Raw genomic sequence first — 17,686 nt, 5'->3', positions numbered from 1 at the left:
AGCATGTTTGATATTGAGTTAAAATCAGTTACAAAAACTTATATTGGTTCAGACAATCCTGCCTTAACTAATTTATGTTTGTCTGTAGAGAAGGGTTCAATCATAACGTTATTAGGTCCTAGTGGTTGTGGTAAGTCGACAACACTTCGTCTTATAGCTGGTTTCGAACGAGCAGATTCAGGTGTTATTTCAATAGCTGGAAAAGTTGTGAGTAGTGATAATGCTTGGATACCACCTGAAAAGCGTGGTGTAGGCATGGTGTTTCAGGACTATGCATTGTTTCCGCATTTAGATGTGTATAATAATATTGGCTTTAATTACAAGCAGTCTGATCGCGACAAAAGAATTAAAGAAGTTATCGAATTGGTCAACCTAAATGGCTTTGAAAAACGTTTTCCTCATGAACTATCTGGAGGTCAGCAGCAAAGGGTAGCACTAGCTAGGGCCCTTGCACGTCGCCCTGTTGTAGTGCTTTTAGATGAACCATTTAGTAACTTAGATGCTGATTTGCGTACACATATGCGTGTTGAGGTTAAGCGTATTATTAAAGAAGCAGGGGCGACAGCGGTATTTGTATCCCACGATCAAAAGGATGCATTAGCAATATCTGATCGCATAATTGTTATGAAGGACGGCGTTATTCAGCAGAACGGAACACCAAGGGAGATATATCAATTCCCTGCTAATACTTTTGTTGCTAAGTTTGTAGGTCAGACAAATATGCTTGAAGGGATAATCGGTCCAGATGCTAAATCAGTAGTGACTGAATTGGGGACGATTCCTTGCAATCATACCCATAGCCTTCCGCCTGGGGAAAAAGTTTATATATCAGTTCGCCCTGACAGCTTAGAGATGGATGCTAATGGTGATATTGAAGGTGTCATTACACAGGCCACATATACTGGTGAGTCTATTGATGCTTTAGCTCAAGTAAAGCTTCAAAACAATAAAACAAAGGATATGCTTGTGCATATTCACCCAGAGGTATGTATTCGAATTGGAGACAAGGTGAACTTCAAGGTGTTACCAAACTTTGTAGCCGTTGTTAAGCACGAAAATTATTAATAACAACTTTAAGAATATTAATATATAAAGTCGAAGGGAAGAATCGTGCTCTTCGGCTTTTGCTTATAGATAAAATGAAAAATCAAATAATATTTTGCAGCTAACAGGTTGACAAAAGATTATGTTTTTTGGTATTTTTTTATTAAAGGTTTAGCACTCACTACGATAGAGTGCTAACAGGAGGTAATGATGATGTTGACTGATCGCCAAAAACTGATTCTAAAAGTTATCATCGATGATTATGTACGCTCTGCCGAGCCTGTAGGATCAAGGGTTATAGCAAAAAAAGAATCCGTAAATTATAGCTCAGCAACTATTCGTAACGAGATGTCTGATTTAGAAGAATTAGGCTATTTAGAACAGCCTCATACCTCTGCTGGTAGAATACCGTCGCAAAAAGGCTATCGATACTATGTTGATAACCTAATGGAAGCAACAGTCTTATCTAAGGGTGACCTAATTAGTGTTAGAGAGCTATTGGTTCAAAAAAAATTAGAGGTAGAGGAAATCGTAAGCAATACGGCTAATATACTAGCAGGTCTTACTAACTATACGGCTATTGTTTTGGGTCCCGAGGTATTTCATACAAAACTTAAAAACATTCAATTGGTACCTATTAACCAAGACAATTGCGTGTGCATCCTTATTACTGATACTGGGCATGTTGAGAAAAAACTGGTATCTCTTCCACCACAATTACCTGCTACACAATTAGAGCAATTAACTAATTTATTAAATAAGAAGCTAACGGGTACTCCATTATATAAACTGTCGCAGGTGCTATATAATGAAGTGGCCAAAGAATTGCAGCGTAATGTAGATAGTTTTGAGCACGCAATGGAATTCCTAGAGGGGATAATAGCAGAGAAAAACGTAAAGGATGCCAGGGGAGTCTTCTTGCGTGGGACATCTCATATTTTAAATCAGCCAGAATTTAAAGATTTAGATAAGGTTAAGGCTTTATTAGGACTGTTTGAAAATAATAAAGTAGTTGTAGATTTATTTACAAATCAATCCAGTTCTACTGTAGTGAAGATTGGTCAGGAAAATAAAGCAGTAGAGGCCCATAATTGTAGCGTAATATCTGCAAATTACATTTTAAATGGCAAGCCAATCGGTTCAATAGGCATCATTGGGCCGACACGTTTAGACTATGCTAAAATCATAACACTAATTGATTATATTTCCTTAGACTTATCGAAAACACTAGGTAAGCTATACAAGGAATAAAAACAATTGCTTCTGTTAATGATGGTATCAACAACTATAGTTTATAGCTAAAGTTATATTGGAGGGGTATTATGCAAGATTTAAAGGAAGAGCAAGTTAAAGAAAATGAGGAAGCAAATTCAGTAAGCTCTGAATGCTCAGAAGACAATCAAAGCAGTACAGATGACGAAAGTAAAACAGATAGTAATAGAGATAGTGAAAGCTCATATAACGAAACTGATAGTAAAATTGATGAGTTAGAACAAAAATTAAAAGATCAAGAAGAGAAGTTTCTGCGTTTGCAGGCGGACTTTGACAACTTTAGGAAACGTAGCCAAAAGGAAAGGCAAAGTGTGATAGCTAGAGCAAACAAAGAGTTATTATTAAGTATTTTGCCGATTGTTGATAACCTTGAACGAGCTATTGCTTCTAGTGCAAACCCAGATGACGCGTTCACAAAAGGTGTAAATATGGTTTACAATCAGCTAATGGATGAGCTGAATAAACAAGGAGTTACGACAATTGAGGCAGTAAATCAAGAATTCGATCCCAATTATCACCAAGCAGTAGCGAAAGAAGCTGCGGATGGGGTAGATTCTAATATAGTAATACAAGAGTTTCAAAAAGGGTATTTATTACACGAAGAAGTCCTAAGGCCTTCGATGGTAAAAGTAAGTGAGTAATATAAAGTAACTATTAAACTAACACTTAAACTAAAAAAAGTATACAAAAGTATATTAAGGAGGATTATTATGAGTAAAGTTATTGGAATAGATTTAGGAACAACTAATTCATGTGTCGCTGTAATGGAGGGTGGGGAGCCAGTAGTTATCCCTAATGCTGAAGGGAATAGAACGACTCCTTCAGTAGTTGCTTTTGGAAAAGATGGTGAGCGTATTGTTGGAGAGACTGCAAAGCGCCAAGCAATTACTAACCCAAATACAATTCAATCAATCAAAAGATATATTGGAACTGACCACAAAGAAACAATTGATGGAAAAGAGTATACTCCGCAACAAATTTCAGCGATGATATTACAAAAATTAAAGGCAGATGCTGAAGCATACATAGGTAGTAAGGTCGAGAAGGCAGTAATAACAGTACCAGCATATTTCAGTGATGCTCAGCGTCAAGCTACTAAGGATGCAGGTAAAATAGCAGGTTTGGAAGTTTTACGTATTATCAATGAGCCAACAGCGGCAGCATTAGCTTATGGACTTGAAAAGGATGAATCACAGACTATTTTAGTTTATGACCTTGGTGGAGGAACATTTGACGTATCAATCCTTGAGCTAGGTGATGGAGTATTTGAAGTTCGTGCAACCAGTGGTAACAACCGTTTAGGTGGAGATGACTTTGACCAAAAAGTTATTGATTACTTAGTAGCAGAATTTAAAAAGGAAAATGGTATCGATTTAAGTAAGGACAAAATGGCATTACAACGTCTTAAAGATGCTGCAGAAAAGGCTAAAAAGGAGTTATCTGGAGTTACTTCAACGCAGATATCACTACCGTTTATCACAGCCGATGCCACTGGTCCAAAACACTTAGAGATTAGCTTAACTAGAGCTAAATTTAATGAACTAACAGAAGATTTAGTAGAAAAAACGCTAGAGCCTACAAGAAATGCGATTAAAGATTCTGGCTTATCGCCAAATGAGATAGATAAAGTAATCCTTGTTGGTGGATCAATAAGAATACCGGCAGTACAGGAAGCGATTAAGAAGCTAGTTGGTAAGGACCCACATAAAGGTGTAAACCCTGACGAAGTAGTAGCCTTAGGTGCTGCTATCCAAGCAGGAGTTTTAACTGGAGATGTTAAGGATGTTGTATTGCTTGACGTAACTCCTTTATCCCTAGGAATTGAGACATTAGGCGGAGTATTCACAAAATTAATAGAAAGAAACACGACTATACCTACAACAAAATCACAGGTATTCTCAACGGCGGCTGATAGCCAAACATCGGTAGACATTCATGTTCTTCAAGGGGAACGTGAAATGGCTGCATACAATAAGTCCCTTGGAAGATTCCAGCTTACAGATTTACCGCCAGCACCTCGTGGTGTACCACAAATTGAAGTTAGCTTTGATATTGATGCTAATGGTATAGTAAACGTATCAGCTAAGGATATGGGCACTGGTAAAATACAAAAGATTACAATTACGGCATCTAGCGGATTATCTGACGAAGAAATTGAAAAAATGGTTCAAGAAGCGGAAGCAAATGCAGAAACAGATAAAAAGCGCCGTGAAGAGATTGACTTACGTAATGAAGCAGACTCATTAGTATACACAGTAGAGAAAACATTGAAGGAATTAGGAGATAAAGCTGAACAGGAGTCTATTGACAAGGCGAATGCTGCAAAGGACGAAGTTAAAAAGGCTTTAGAAGGCACAGATGTTGAAGCGATTAAAACAGCTAAGGAAGAGCTGGAGAAGGTCGTTCATGAGTTATCGATGAAATTGTACGAACAAGCAGCTCAGCAAGCTCAAACTGAACAGGGTGAGCAGGCTAATCAGCAGGAAGCAAATAATGACGATAACGTAGTAGATGCTGAGTACGAAGAAGTTAAAGACGAAGAAACTAAAGACGAAGATAAAAAATAACAACAAGTATTGTTGAAAATTTGCAGACAAACATACAAAGCCAAGGAATATCCTTGGCTTTGTATGATATGAATTGAGGTGTTTAGGTTGAGCAAGCGAGATTATTATGAGGTACTGGGAGTTAAGAAGGATGCAACCCCAGAAGAAATTAAAAAAGCATATAGACAATTAGCAAGAAAGCTTCACCCTGACGTAAATAAAGATGATCCGAAAGCTGAAGAGAAATTCAAAGAAACAAAAGAAGCCTATGATATTTTATCTAGCCAAGAGAAGCGTGCTCAGTATGACCGTTTTGGTCATGCGGGACCTCAGGGACAAGGCTTTGGCGGTTTTGGAGGCTTTGAAGAGGCTGATTTTTCTGGCGGCTTTAGTGATATATTTGATATGTTTTTTGGCGGCGGAGGCGGAGGCGGTCGTGCCACAAATCGTCCTCGAAGGGGATCGGACTTACGCTACGATCTAGCGATTACACTTAAAGAAGCAATGACTGGTAAAGAGGTCGAGGTGAAGATTCCGCGCCAAGAGAACTGTCCGACATGTGATGGATCTGGAGCTGCGTCTAAATCTGATATTGAGACTTGTACAGTATGTAACGGAACAGGGCAAGAAGAAACGATGCAAAACACGCCTTTTGGTAGGATTGTAAATCGTCGGGTATGTTCAGCTTGTCATGGCCAAGGGAAGAAGATTAAGAAGGTATGTCAAGATTGTAAAGGACAGGGCAAGATTCGCAAGACGAAAACGATTAAAATTAATATCCCTGCTGGTGTAGATACAGGTGCTAAAATTCGTGTATCTGGCGAAGGTGAACCTGGAGAGAACGGCGGACCAACAGGTGATTTGTTTATCTTTATTAATGTAAAACCCCATGAGTTTTTCGAACGTAATGGAGACGATTTATACTGCGAGGTTCCTATAACATTTGCTCAAGCAGCACTTGGTGATGATATAGAAGTTCCAACTATTGATGGCAAGGTTCGTCTTAAAGTTCCTGCAGGCACGCAAACAGGCAAGCTATTTAGAATTAAGGGCAAAGGTGCTCCAAGACTGCGTGGCTATGGTACAGGAGATCAATTCGTAAAAACCGTTGTTGTAACACCAACTAATTTAACATCGAAACAGAAGGAACTATTAAAAGAATTCACGGAAGCTGGCGGGGATGACACCTATAGCCAATCCAAGTCTATCTTCCAACGCTTTAAGGATGCATTCAAATAGGCTAGCATCACCTGCTTATGCAGGTTAAAGTAAATTTCAAATAGCCAACGTGATAATGAGAGGTGTATTGTAAGTGACGAATAATATGTGGTCAGAAATTAGAATCCATACAACCAATGAAGCTGTAGAAGCAGTCTCTAACATACTGCATGAAGCAGGTGCTGGTGGTGTAGTTATAGAAGACTCAATAATGCTTGATACAGAGTGGGATACTAACTTTGGTGAGATGTATGAATTGTCAGTAGACGATTACCCTGACGAAGGAGTATATGTAAAAGCTTATCTTCCAGTGGATAGCTCTTTACCTGAGTCTATTGAGCAAATTAAACTAGCACTGGATAAGCTAATGCTATATGACATCGACTATGGCCCAGGGACAGTAGAAATAACGGAAATTAATGAAGAAGACTGGGCTACCTCATGGAAAAAGTACTATAAACCTATATCTATCACAGAACGTATTACAATCACACCTACATGGGAAGACTACCAGCAAAGGGAAGATGAGCTAGTCATCGAGCTAGACCCAGGAATGGCATTTGGTACAGGTACACACCCGACTACAAAACTATGTATTATCGAGCTTGAAAAATATGTTAAAGAGGGCGATACAGTATATGACGTTGGCTGTGGATCTGGGGTATTATCTATTGCGGCTGCTAAACTAGGAGCTAGTAACATACAAGCCTTTGATATTGATACTGTAGCTGTTAGTTCAGCAGAAATAAACGCTAAGCTTAACGATGTTGAAGAGGTTATTAATGCTAGACAAAACAACCTTTTAGAGGGTATAGAACAGCCTGTTGATATTATCGTAGCTAATATTATTGCTGAAATTATCATCCGCTTTGCTAAAGATGTTCCAAGGCTACTTAAAAAAGATGGCTTTTTTATAGCATCAGGCATTATTATACAAAAAGAAGTAGAAGTCATCGATGCGTTAGAAGCACAGGGATTAACGATTGTAGAAAAGAACTATGAAAACGATTGGATGTCAATCGTTGCGCAAAAAGTGAGCTGATAATTTTCATGCAAAGATATTTTGTTGACGGAAATCGAATCAATAATAACAATATTACAATTGATGGCGATGATGCCAAGCATATTATAAAAGTTATGAGATCAGAAATTGGTGACAAAGTAATCTGTGTAAGCCCTGAGGGTGATAATTATATAACAGAAATTATTAACTTTGATAAAAATCAAGTTAAGCTTACAGTTGTTGAACAGATTCAAGATGATAATGAACCAACGATAAATATTACCCTATATCAGGGCTTGACTAAGGCTGATAAATTTGAATGGATAATTCAAAAGGGGACTGAAATCGGTATAACTTCCTTTGTTCCTGTAGAGATGAAATACTCTGTAGCTAAATGGGATGCAAGCAAAGGCGAAAAGAAGCTTGAACGTTGGCAAAAGATTGCTAAAGAAGCAGCAGAGCAATCACATAGAAGTAAGGTTCCTGCAATATCATCAGCCCTTACCTTTCCACAATTACTTAAATCCGTATCTAAACACTCCCTGACTATGCTTGCCTACGAAAAGAGCGAGCATAGCCAGGGTATTTTCGCTTTATTAAAACAACACCCAGAAATTAAAGATTTTGCAATAATTATTGGTCCAGAAGGTGGAGTTAGTGAGCAAGAGAAGCTACAGGCAGTCAATGCTGGAGTTAAGTTAATTAATTTAGGTCCTAGGATTTTACGTACGGAAACAGCAGGCATAGTAGCGGCAACAGGCGTACTTTTTTATCATCAACAATTAGGAGAATCGTAAAATGAAAGTAGCATTCCATACGTTAGGATGTAAGGTTAATCAATATGAAACAGCTACCATGGAACAAATTTTTCAGGATGCTGGATATGAAATTATAGACTTTAAGGATACGGCGGACGTTTATGTCATTAATACCTGTACCGTGACGAACTTAGGTCAAAAGAAATCCCGGCAAATGATTAGAAGAGCCATTCAAAAGAACCCAGACGCTATAATCACTGTGACTGGCTGCTATGCGCAAACAGCACCAGGTGAAGTATTAGAAATATTCGGTGTTGATCTCGTTATTGGTACACAGGATCGCCATAAAATTTTAGAATATATTAATGAAATCGTAAAAGAACGGCAGCCCATCAATGCAGTCGCAGATATCTGGCAGCAGCGTGAATTTGAGGATTTAAGTGCTCCTTTTTTCGGTGAACGAACCAGAGCTACCCTGAAAATACAAGAAGGCTGTACAGAGTTTTGCTCCTATTGTATTATTCCTTATGCTAGAGGTGGAATCCGAAGTCGTAAATTATCAAGTATATTAGAGCAAGCTGAGTTAATTGTAAAACAGGGATATAAAGAGATTGTACTAGCTGGGATTCATCTAGGAGCCTATGGTAGAGATTTAGATAATGTAAAGCTAATAGATGTTTTGAAGGCCCTGGAACAAGTCGAAGGCTTAGAACGTATACGCATAAGTTCAATTGAAGCAACTGAGTTAAACGATGAACTGTTGTTGTTAATGCAGCAATCAAATAAGTTCTGTAGGCATTTACACTTACCATTACAGGCTGCTACCAACGAAATATTAACTAAGATGAATCGCAAGTATAGCGTTGAGCAATATAAATCTATTATTGAACATGTACGTAACCTGATTCCTGATATCGCAATTACAACTGATCTGATTGTTGGCTTCCCAGGTGAAACAGATGAGTTATTTAAGCAGGGATGCGAATTCATTGAAGCCATGTCATTTGCAGATATGCATATTTTTAAGTATTCTAAGCGATCTGGAACGCCAGCAGCAGAGATGGAAGGTCAAATACTAAATACAGACAAAGATGCTCGTAGCAGAGAAATAGCGGGCATTATAGATAAAAGTAAACTTACATACCATCAAAAATTTGTCGGTAAAATATTGCCTGTAATTATTGAACAACAATTTAAAGATGGGGATATTAGTAAGCATGAAAGTCATGGGAAATTATTCGAAGGACATGCTGATAATTATATGAAACTAGTTTTTAATGCAAATGAAGAAGATATAGGCAAGCTGGTCCGTGTACAAGTTAAGCAAGCTGGCATTAATTACTCCATGGGAGAAATAGTTAAGGACAATCATAAGGAGGATTATAGTGATAATTAATCTTCAAGAATATATAGATCATACCAAGCTTAACGCTACTGCTACTGATGCAGATATAGTACAATTGTGTGATGAGGCATTACAGGCAAAATTTGCGGCAGTTTGTGTCAATCCAAACTTTGTGAAATTAGCTTCTGATAAGCTAATTGGTAGTGGGGTAAAGGTTTGTACAGTAGTAGGCTTCCCGCTAGGTGCAAGTGTAACAGAGTCTAAGGTATTAGAAACAAAAATCGCTACTGAACAAGGTGCCGAGGAAATTGATATGGTAATAAACCTTGGAGCTTTTATGGGAGCAAATTACGCCTATGTACTTCAAGATATAGCTGCAGTCGTAAAGGCCGCAGAGAAAAAAGCGATAGTAAAGGTTATTATAGAAACCTGTTACCTTAGTAATGAACAAATTATTAAAGCCTGTACGATTGCAATGGATGCTGGCGCTCACTACGTAAAAACATCAACGGGCTTTGGCACGGCAGGAGCAAAGATAGAGCATGTGAAGCTAATGAAAGAAGTAGTAGGAAATAAACTTGGCGTGAAAGCTTCTGGCGGCATAAAAGACAAGGAAGCTGCTTTAGAAATGATTAAAGCAGGTGCTACCCGTATTGGTACTAGCTCTGGTATTAAGTTACTTGTATAGACTATACAATTGTATATCTTGTTTAATTGTATATTTTGCTTAATTGTATATTTTGTTTAAAAGCCTAATATGTTTTCTTATAAATGGATAGAAAATAACAATCGTCAACAAATTAAATATAACCTGTGAGTGGGCAATTTGTTGCGCCGCGTTAGGGGTTATATATTCAACCGCTGCTACCAACAAGGGAACAATTGGCAATAAAATTACAACACATAAAATATTGATTGCTACGTGATAAAGCATAATTTTTTTAGCGTGGATGGAAGCACCAATAACGGCAATTACAGAAGTAATACAGGTTCCGATATTACTGCCATAAACAAACAAGACCCCAGCAACTAGTGTTAAAAGTTGATTTTCAACTAATGTCATTACAAAGGTTGTTGACGCTGTGCTGCTTTGGACAATTGCAGTGAAGATAATACCAGCCAGTAATGCAAAGGTATTTTCGAGGATACTATTATTAGTTACAACTATGATTCCATCTAAGATACTAGCGTTTCTTTTTAAGAACTCAAAACCAACTAGCAATAATCCTAATGCTAGAAAGACTGCGCTTTGCAGTCTTTTTTTAAATATGTAAAACAACGATGAAACAATGATTAATATATAAACCCAGCTAGGGTTTGAAAAGGCAATGAATTCAAGGGTTAGACTAGTTCCTAGATTTGCCCCTAAGACAATAGCGACAGCATTTAGAATCGGCAAAGCTCCGACACTCACTAAATTTAATATAACAATCAATACGATACTACTGCTCTGAAGGATTGTAGTTAATAAGATACCTGTTAAGACACCTGTCATAGGGCTATTAGTTAACGTTGTCAAAATGTTTTCAGTTTTATTACCTATTAACGACTGTAGTGCCCACCGCAGTAAAAACAAACCTACAAATAAACACATAAATCCTAATATAAACGAAACGATACTATAAGTAGCTCCCATATAATTCACCTCATAGAAGGATATGCTATATATAATTTTTTTTTACTACATACGTGGAAAATCTAATAATTTTGTGGTACTATACTTGAAAGTTAAGTGTGGAGGTGATTATGTGTCTAAGGATTGTATTTTTTGCAAAATAGTCGAAGGGGAAATTCCCAGCAAAAAAGTTTATGAAGATGACATGGTGCTTGCATTTCACGACATAACTCCTGTCGCACCTGTACACGTTTTAATTATTCCTAAAAAACATATTTCGTCTATATTAGACATAGACGAAAGTGATGCGGAGAACTACATAGCAAAGATTCACCTAGCTGCTAAAAAAATCGCTAAAGATTTAGGAATTGCAGAAAATGGATTCCGATTAGTAAATAACTGTGGTGACGCAGGTGGACAGACTGTATATCACATTCATTACCATTTACTTGGTGGTAGGAATCTTAGCTGGCCTCCAGGATAACCTTGACATGAAGCCCAAAAGTGCATATAATATTTTCTGATGGGCATATGTTTTTGTTTATAGTCGTTGGAGGGAGGGAAAGTATATGGCAGAAATTAATGTACGTAAAAATGAGACGTTGGATAGTGCACTGCGAAGATTTAAACGCTCTTGTTCAAAGGATGGGGTTATTGCAGAACTTAAGAGGCGTAAGCACTATGAAAAGCCAAGTGTTAAACGCAAAAAGAAATCCGAAGCTGCTCGTAAGCGCAAGTTTTAGGGGGTATCAGATTGAGTCTAAGAAACAGGCTTAGCGATGATATGAAGCTTGCAATGAAAAGTAAAGACAAGTTTCGTTTATCTGTAATTCGTATGGTAAGATCTTCGATACAAAATACAGAAATCGATAAAAAAGCAGAATTGAACGATGACGAGATACTTGAAGTTCTTACTCGTGAAGTAAAGCAGCGCAAGGATTCCCTCCAGGAATTTAAAAATGCCAATCGTGATGATTTAGTTACTAAATTAGAACAAGAAATTGCAGTTTTAATGGATTATATGCCTGAGCAATTGACAGAAGCAGAAATAGAAACTTTAGTACAAGAGGCTGTAGCAGAAACTGGTGCATCATCAAAGAAAGATATGGGAAAAGTCATGCAGCGTCTTATGGATAAAGTTAAAGGGAAAGCTGATGGCAAAGTGGTAAATCAAATCGTTCAAAAATTTTTGCAATAGTTAATATAAAAATAGTCATTTTTTAAATGGCTATTTTTTAATTTATAAATTTAAGTTTATATGTAAGAAATTGAAAGACTAATTTGCTTTTAACTTTCATTCAATGGTAAACTTATTAAGTATAAACTTTTTTTGAAAGGAGGGAACAAATGCGAAGAAAACTTATAGCTTATTTATTGGTGTTCACATTTTTTTTAAGTCTATTTAATATGCCACCTGCTACTGTTAACGCGGATTCGGATGAAGATATTATTTTTGTCATCCCTATGGAAGGTCCAGTAGAAAAAGGCTTAGACGCATTCTTGAAAAGATCTTTAACAGCAGCACGAGATGAAGGGGCGACTGTGGTTGTTATAGAAATGAACACCTTAGGTGGAAGTGTTGATGCAGCGATGAGCATTGGCAATCGTTTAATTGCTAGCGAAATTCCGGTTATTACATACATTACAGGTACTGCAACATCAGCAGGTGCCTATATCGCGTTGAACACACCGATGATTGCTATGAGCCCTGGAAGTACTATAGGGGCTGCAGAACCAAGATTTCTAACTGGGCAAGAAGTTGATCCCAAAATATTAGCTTTTTGGAAATCTGAGATGGAAGCAGCAGCTGAAGCTTTCGATAGAGATCCCATCTATGCTGCAGCTATGGTTGACAGAAGCGTTGTCATAGAAGGATTAGTTAATGAAGAGCAATTGTTGTCATTAACTGCTAATAAAGCAACGGAAGTTGGAATCGCTGATGGAGTTTTTACAAACCGTCAACAGATGCTTGACCACTATGGTTATTCTGGACAAATAATCCAAGCAGATATCACATTAGCAGAACGGCTGGCTAGATTTGTTACGAGTCCTAATGTCATTCCGTTTTTATTAACAATTGCGTTCTTAGGAATTGCCATTGAGTTCTTAGTACCAGGTTTTGGGTTACCAGGTATTCTTGGGGTTTCTGCATTAGCAATATTTTTTATTGGACACATGGCTGCTGGAGCTGCTGGATATGAAGTTCTAATTATATTTATTATAGGTATCATATTACTCAGTATAGAATTCTTTGCTCCAGGTTTTGGTATCTTTGGAATCTCTGGAATAGTAGCTATGGGTGCGGCGATTGTGTTGGCTGCCCAAGACACTACTTTAGGGATGCAATCATTGCTGATTGCCTTAGCAATTACCTTTGTTGTAAGTATTATTTTAGTTAAATACTTTGGATACAGAGGTATATGGAGTAAGTTTATCTTAAGTGAAAAACAACAGAATGAGCTTGGATATGTTGCTCCTCAGCAACGCAAAGATTTGTTAGGTCAAATAGGTGAAACTATAACACCACTACGACCGTCTGGAACTGCTCAGTTTGATGATTATTTAGCAGATGTTGTTGGCGAAGGCGGCTACATCCAAAGTGGGCGTAAGGTGAAGGTAGTAAAAGTAGAAGGCACAAGAATCGTAGTAAGGGAAATAAAAGAATCATAGAAATACAAATAATTATATTGGGGTGGTAAATTTGGATCCAGCTTTAGTTACGATGTTGATATTTGTTGCAATTATCATATTAGCACTTTATGTGCTACTTACAGTTATACCTGTAATGCTGTGGATTTCAGCTTTAGCAGCAGGGGTTAAGATTGGTATTATGACGTTAATTGGTATGCGTTTAAGAAGAGTAGCACCAGTACGTATAGTTAATCCATTAATTAAGGCTACAAAGGCTGGACTTGATGTTGGTACTAATCAACTTGAGGGTCACTACTTAGCAGGTGGTAATGTTGACAGAGTAGTAAATGCTTTAATTGCAGCTCAAAGAGCAGATATTCCATTACCGTTTGAAAGAGCAGCAGCAATTGATTTAGCAGGTAGAAATGTATTAGAAGCAGTACAAATGAGTGTAAATCCAAAGGTTATTGAGACACCTGTTGTGTCTGCAGTAGCAGCTGATGGAATTGAAGTTAAGGTTCGTGCTAGAATTACAGTTAGAGCGAATATTGATCGACTTGTCGGTGGTGCTGGTGAAGAGACGATTATTGCTCGTGTAGGTGAGGGTATTGTTACGACTGTAGGTTCAGCTGTTAACCACAAAGCTGTACTAGAGAATCCAGATAATATCTCTAACACTGTTTTAAGTCGTGGTTTAGATGCAGGAACTGCTTTTGAGATTCTTTCTATTGATATTGCTGATGTTGATGTAGGTAAAAACATCGGTGCAATCCTACAAACAGATCAGGCAGAAGCAGATAAGAAAATTGCGCAAGCGAAGGCTGAAGAACGTAGAGCAATGGCTGTTGCACGTGAGCAAGAGATGACTGCATACGTTGAAGAAATGCGCGCTAAGGTTGTTGAAGCTGAGGCTGAAGTACCTAAGGCAATGGCGGACGCACTTAGAGCTGGAAAATTGGGCGTTATGGACTACATGAATATGCAGAATATTTTAGCAGACACTGATATGCGTGAATCTTTAGCTAGTGCTGGACGTCCAAGAGGTTCCGATAATGACGAAACTATCGGCAAAAGATAGGTGATTCTATGGAAGGTTTAATTATACTAATTATCCTATTTAGTATCATCCAAAAAATCGCTGAGAAAGTAAAAGAGAGCAGGCAACAGGGAGATCAGTCTAGACCTAAACCTGTAAGACAGCCAGCTAGAACTACTGAAGATACTTATAGAAATAGCGAAGTTGAACAAACAACAGCTAGCGATAATAATCCTAGTAGTTATAATCCCCATGATCCATTCGGGAGCTGGGAAGAAATATTCTTTCCACAAAAGTCAGAACCTACTGTATATAAACCTAAGAAATTGCCAAAACAAGAGCGTACAGTAACAAATATATCAACTGAAAAGAGTTCTATAGAATTAGATAGAATTAAAAATGCTGAGCAAAGACAACTTAATAATCAACACAGTTCAGCAAGAAAAACGCCGCTCGAGCGTTTATCCTTAGACCAGGATTCAATTAAACAAGGTGTAATATGGGCGGAAATATTAGGTGCTCCGAAGAGCAATCTAGCATGGCGTAAAATGAGAAAAAGCAGCCAAAGAGTTTAACTCTTGGCTGCTTTTTTTCATATATAAAGACCACTATGCATAAAGTGTAATGAAACATAGTCTCCATAAGGGGAGTACCTAAATGAAAAATAAAAGGAAGAATAGAAAAAACAGAACAATAGACACATGGCAAAACCGTTTTAAAAATAAAGTTGCTAAAGCATTAGACTTGCCTAAGGATTTAATGTTTGACCTACCAAGGACAACGCTTATTGGGGATATGCAGCTTTATGTAGAGAATCATCTTGGCTTACTAGAATTTAGTCATAATAAAATCCGTCTACATACAAAGACAGGAGAGCTGTATATTTACGGTGAGGAATTAGTAATACGTGGAGTAATGTATAGGGAAATTTTAATTGAAGGAAATATTGACCAAATTAAATGGAAAAGACAAGATTAACGGAGGGAACGTCCCATGATTTCTAGTTGGTTAAAAAATATGTTTTTGGGAGCTATATCTGTTCAAATATCTGGAAAACTATTATCCACATTGTTAAATCAATTGAATCGTGCGGGTATATCCTTATGGAACGTCACTAAAACGTCTGAAGAATCAATTACATTTACGATGAGCATTAAAGATTTTAAAGAATTTACGAATCTAGTAAAGAAGACAGGCTGTAAATTCACAATTAAGCGGAAATATGGTTTGCCATTTTTAAATTGGCGTCTCCAAAAAAGATATATGTTTCTAGCTGGCTTCCTATTTTTTTTATTATTTATTTGGACAATGTCTCAATTCATCTGGGACATTGAGATAACAGGACATGATGGGAAATATCTTGCCTATGAGCATGAAAGAACAATCAGAAGTGAACTGCAGGAATTGGGTATAAAAGAAGGCAGTTGGAAAAGAAAAATGCCTGAAAAAGATATTATCCAAAATCAGCTTCGAGAGCAATTACAAAATGATTATATTTGGATTGGAATGGAAATTAAGGGAACACAGTTATTAATTATAGCAGTTCCTTTAACAAAACCTAAAGAAGATGAAGAGATATTGATTGAGTCAGATTTAGTAGCAACTAAAAGAGCAATTATCCATAGAATTTTAGCTTATGATGGCATAGCTTATGTTAAAGAAGGACAACGTGTTGAACCTGGGCAAATATTGATATCTGGTTTCTTTAGTAAAGAAAAAAAAATACCTGCAAAGGGTGTTGTTGAAGGGATAGTTTGGTATACTGTAGAAGTAGAGCTCCCGCTTGAGCGCACAGTAGAAACATATACTGGCGAGGCGATTAATAAATACAATTTTGTACTTAGGGATTGGTCATTACCTTTATATTTACCAAATAGATTGCAAGAGCTAGAAAACCATGATAAGAGAACATCAATTAAAAAGTTATCATGGAGGTCTCTGAGCTTCCCTGTAGAACTCCATGTAGACACATATTACGAAACAAAAACTGAAACTATATTTTTAAATGAAGATGCTGCGAAGGACCAAGCTGTTGAGATGGCATTTGATAAGATCAGTAAGCAGGTAGATTTTATTGAAGTTGTAAGTCAAACTATTATGCACTACAATATAGATGATGGAAAGATAGAGGTAAAGCTTTTAGCTGAGGTTATCGAAGATATAACTATGAGGAAGTTAATTGATGAGAAAGATTACATCGATGATGAAGATAATGATGAATAAAACGAGGAGTGAACTAGTAATTTGAAGGAACCAATCACTGTAAATATAACGCTAGGAAAAATTGATGAGACTACGTCTTTATTTGGACCAAATGACTTGTTTATTAGAGAGATTGAAAAACACTACCCTGTAAAAATGGTTACACGTGGTGGAGAAATAACTGTTACAGGTGAAATTGAACATGTAAAAAAGGTTGAAGCTATTATTGGAGAGCTACAATCGTTAATAAGGTCTAAGCATGAACTAAATTTACGTGATATTCTATATACAATTCAGATTCATAACCAGAATACAGACGCTAAAATTTCTAGCCTTTTAAACGAGGAAATTGCAAAAACGACCAAGGGAAAACCAATTAAGGTAAAAACCCTCGGTCAGAAGGAATATATTCAAAATATCAGAAACAAAGATATAGTTTTTGGTGTTGGCCCTGCAGGTAGCGGGAAAACGTTCCTGGCAGTTGTTATGGCAGTTTCAGCGCTTAAGAACAATGAAGTGAAAAAGATAATATTAACTAGGCCTGCCGTAGAGGCTGGAGAACATCTTGGTTTTCTGCCTGGTGATTTACAGGAAAAGGTTGATCCTTACTTACGACCGCTATATGATGCACTAGACGAAATGCTTGGCTTAGAGACTATGCAAAAGCTCATAGAACGAGGACATATAGAAATTGCCCCATTAGCTTTTATGAGGGGAAGGACCTTAAATGATTCATTTGTTATATTAGATGAAGCACAAAATACAACACGTGAACAGATGAAGATGTTTTTGACTAGATTAGGCTTTGGATCAAAGATGGTAGTAACAGGAGATATAACTCAGATTGACCTGCCACGAGGTAAGGAGTCAGGTCTCATTGATGCAATAAAAGTTCTCCAGAATGTACAAGATTTAGGCTTTACCTTTTTAAAGGAAGTAGATATAGTTAGACACCAATTGGTTCAAAAGGTAATCAAAGCATATGGTGATGGGTCTTAACCAAGAGAGGTGAAACG

Annotated in this window: 19 protein-coding genes; 18 read left to right on the top strand and 1 reads right to left on the bottom strand. The window is 37.3% G+C overall.

The genetic code is table 11. The features are described from left to right. Positions 1-3: 3 nt before the first annotated feature. The 9 genes from BHF68_RS11165 to deoC all read left to right on the top strand — a co-directional run bounded on the left by BHF68_RS11165 (position 4) and on the right by deoC (position 9,874). Positions 4-1,065 carry an ABC transporter ATP-binding protein gene (locus tag BHF68_RS11165; protein WP_069643745.1) on the top strand — a complete coding sequence of 354 codons (1,062 nt, stop codon included), beginning with the start codon at positions 4-6 and terminating at the stop codon, positions 1,063-1,065. Between the two features lie 186 nt (positions 1,066-1,251). Beyond that, positions 1,252-2,295, top strand: a complete 1,044-nt coding sequence (gene hrcA / locus BHF68_RS11160; protein WP_245669670.1) for a heat-inducible transcriptional repressor HrcA — start codon at positions 1,252-1,254, stop codon at positions 2,293-2,295. Positions 2,296-2,366: 71 nt separating this feature from the next. Continuing rightward, positions 2,367-2,957 (top strand): nucleotide exchange factor GrpE, encoded by a 591-nt coding sequence (grpE, locus tag BHF68_RS11155; protein WP_069643743.1) that lies wholly within the window; start codon positions 2,367-2,369, stop codon positions 2,955-2,957. Positions 2,958-3,026: 69 nt separating this feature from the next. After that, on the top strand, positions 3,027-4,883 hold the full coding sequence (dnaK, locus tag BHF68_RS11150; RefSeq protein WP_069643742.1) for a molecular chaperone DnaK: 1,857 nt from the start codon (positions 3,027-3,029) through the stop codon (positions 4,881-4,883). A gap of 87 nt (positions 4,884-4,970) precedes the next feature. Then, complete coding sequence (gene dnaJ, locus BHF68_RS11145) at positions 4,971-6,101, top strand: molecular chaperone DnaJ (protein ID WP_069643741.1); 1,131 nt, start codon at positions 4,971-4,973, stop codon at positions 6,099-6,101. A gap of 85 nt (positions 6,102-6,186) precedes the next feature. Then, entirely contained in the window at positions 6,187-7,122 is a 936-nt protein-coding gene (prmA, locus tag BHF68_RS11140) for a 50S ribosomal protein L11 methyltransferase (RefSeq protein WP_069643876.1), read from the top strand. An 8-nt stretch (positions 7,123-7,130) separates the two neighbouring features. Further along, on the top strand, positions 7,131-7,880 hold the full coding sequence (locus BHF68_RS11135; RefSeq protein ID WP_069643740.1) for a 16S rRNA (uracil(1498)-N(3))-methyltransferase: 750 nt from the start codon (positions 7,131-7,133) through the stop codon (positions 7,878-7,880). 1 nt (position 7,881) lies between these two features. Further along, positions 7,882-9,237, top strand: a complete 1,356-nt coding sequence (gene mtaB / locus BHF68_RS11130) for a tRNA (N(6)-L-threonylcarbamoyladenosine(37)-C(2))-methylthiotransferase MtaB (RefSeq protein ID WP_069643739.1) — start codon at positions 7,882-7,884, stop codon at positions 9,235-9,237. Further along, on the top strand, positions 9,233-9,874 hold the full coding sequence (gene deoC / locus BHF68_RS11125; protein WP_069643875.1) for a deoxyribose-phosphate aldolase: 642 nt from the start codon (positions 9,233-9,235) through the stop codon (positions 9,872-9,874). Before mtaB ends, deoC begins: the two co-directional genes overlap by 5 nt. Before the next feature lie 39 nt (positions 9,875-9,913). On the opposite strand, the gene BHF68_RS11120 is transcribed toward deoC, so the two are convergent. Continuing rightward, positions 9,914-10,822 (bottom strand): Na/Pi cotransporter family protein, encoded by a 909-nt coding sequence (locus BHF68_RS11120; RefSeq protein ID WP_069643738.1) that lies wholly within the window; start codon positions 10,820-10,822, stop codon positions 9,914-9,916. Between the two features lie 112 nt (positions 10,823-10,934). On the opposite strand from BHF68_RS11120, the gene BHF68_RS11115 reads away from it, so the two are divergent. From BHF68_RS11115 to BHF68_RS11075, 9 genes are all read left to right on the top strand, one after another. Next, positions 10,935-11,285 (top strand): histidine triad nucleotide-binding protein, encoded by a 351-nt coding sequence (locus BHF68_RS11115; RefSeq protein WP_069643737.1) that lies wholly within the window; start codon positions 10,935-10,937, stop codon positions 11,283-11,285. A gap of 85 nt (positions 11,286-11,370) precedes the next feature. After that, on the top strand, positions 11,371-11,544 hold the full coding sequence (gene rpsU, locus BHF68_RS11110; RefSeq protein WP_069643736.1) for a 30S ribosomal protein S21: 174 nt from the start codon (positions 11,371-11,373) through the stop codon (positions 11,542-11,544). 11 nt (positions 11,545-11,555) lie between these two features. After that, on the top strand, positions 11,556-11,999 hold the full coding sequence (locus BHF68_RS11105) for a GatB/YqeY domain-containing protein (protein ID WP_069643735.1): 444 nt from the start codon (positions 11,556-11,558) through the stop codon (positions 11,997-11,999). Between the two features lie 149 nt (positions 12,000-12,148). Then, a complete protein-coding gene (locus tag BHF68_RS11100) occupies positions 12,149-13,471 on the top strand; it encodes an NfeD family protein (RefSeq protein ID WP_069643734.1) in 1,323 nt (440 codons plus the stop codon). A gap of 52 nt (positions 13,472-13,523) precedes the next feature. After that, positions 13,524-14,510, top strand: a complete 987-nt coding sequence (floA, locus tag BHF68_RS11095; protein ID WP_436796441.1) for a flotillin-like protein FloA — start codon at positions 13,524-13,526, stop codon at positions 14,508-14,510. An 8-nt stretch (positions 14,511-14,518) separates the two neighbouring features. Further along, positions 14,519-15,043: a YqfB family membrane protein gene (locus tag BHF68_RS11090; RefSeq protein ID WP_069643732.1), complete on the top strand. Its 525-nt coding sequence runs from the start codon at positions 14,519-14,521 to the stop codon at positions 15,041-15,043. 82 nt (positions 15,044-15,125) lie between these two features. Beyond that, on the top strand, positions 15,126-15,446 hold the full coding sequence (yqfC, locus tag BHF68_RS11085) for a sporulation protein YqfC (RefSeq protein WP_069643731.1): 321 nt from the start codon (positions 15,126-15,128) through the stop codon (positions 15,444-15,446). A gap of 15 nt (positions 15,447-15,461) precedes the next feature. Then, positions 15,462-16,691, top strand: a complete 1,230-nt coding sequence (gene yqfD, locus BHF68_RS11080; RefSeq protein WP_069643730.1) for a sporulation protein YqfD — start codon at positions 15,462-15,464, stop codon at positions 16,689-16,691. Between the two features lie 21 nt (positions 16,692-16,712). Continuing rightward, entirely contained in the window at positions 16,713-17,669 is a 957-nt protein-coding gene (locus tag BHF68_RS11075; RefSeq protein ID WP_069643729.1) for a PhoH family protein, read from the top strand. The last annotated feature ends 17 nt before the right edge of the window (positions 17,670-17,686 follow it).

Source organism: Desulfuribacillus alkaliarsenatis, assembly GCF_001730225.1.
In the GTDB taxonomy this organism is placed as follows: domain Bacteria; phylum Bacillota; class Bacilli; order Desulfuribacillales; family Desulfuribacillaceae; genus Desulfuribacillus; species Desulfuribacillus alkaliarsenatis.
Note: the sequence above shows the minus strand (reverse complement) of the source record. Positions and strands in the feature narration are given on the sequence as shown.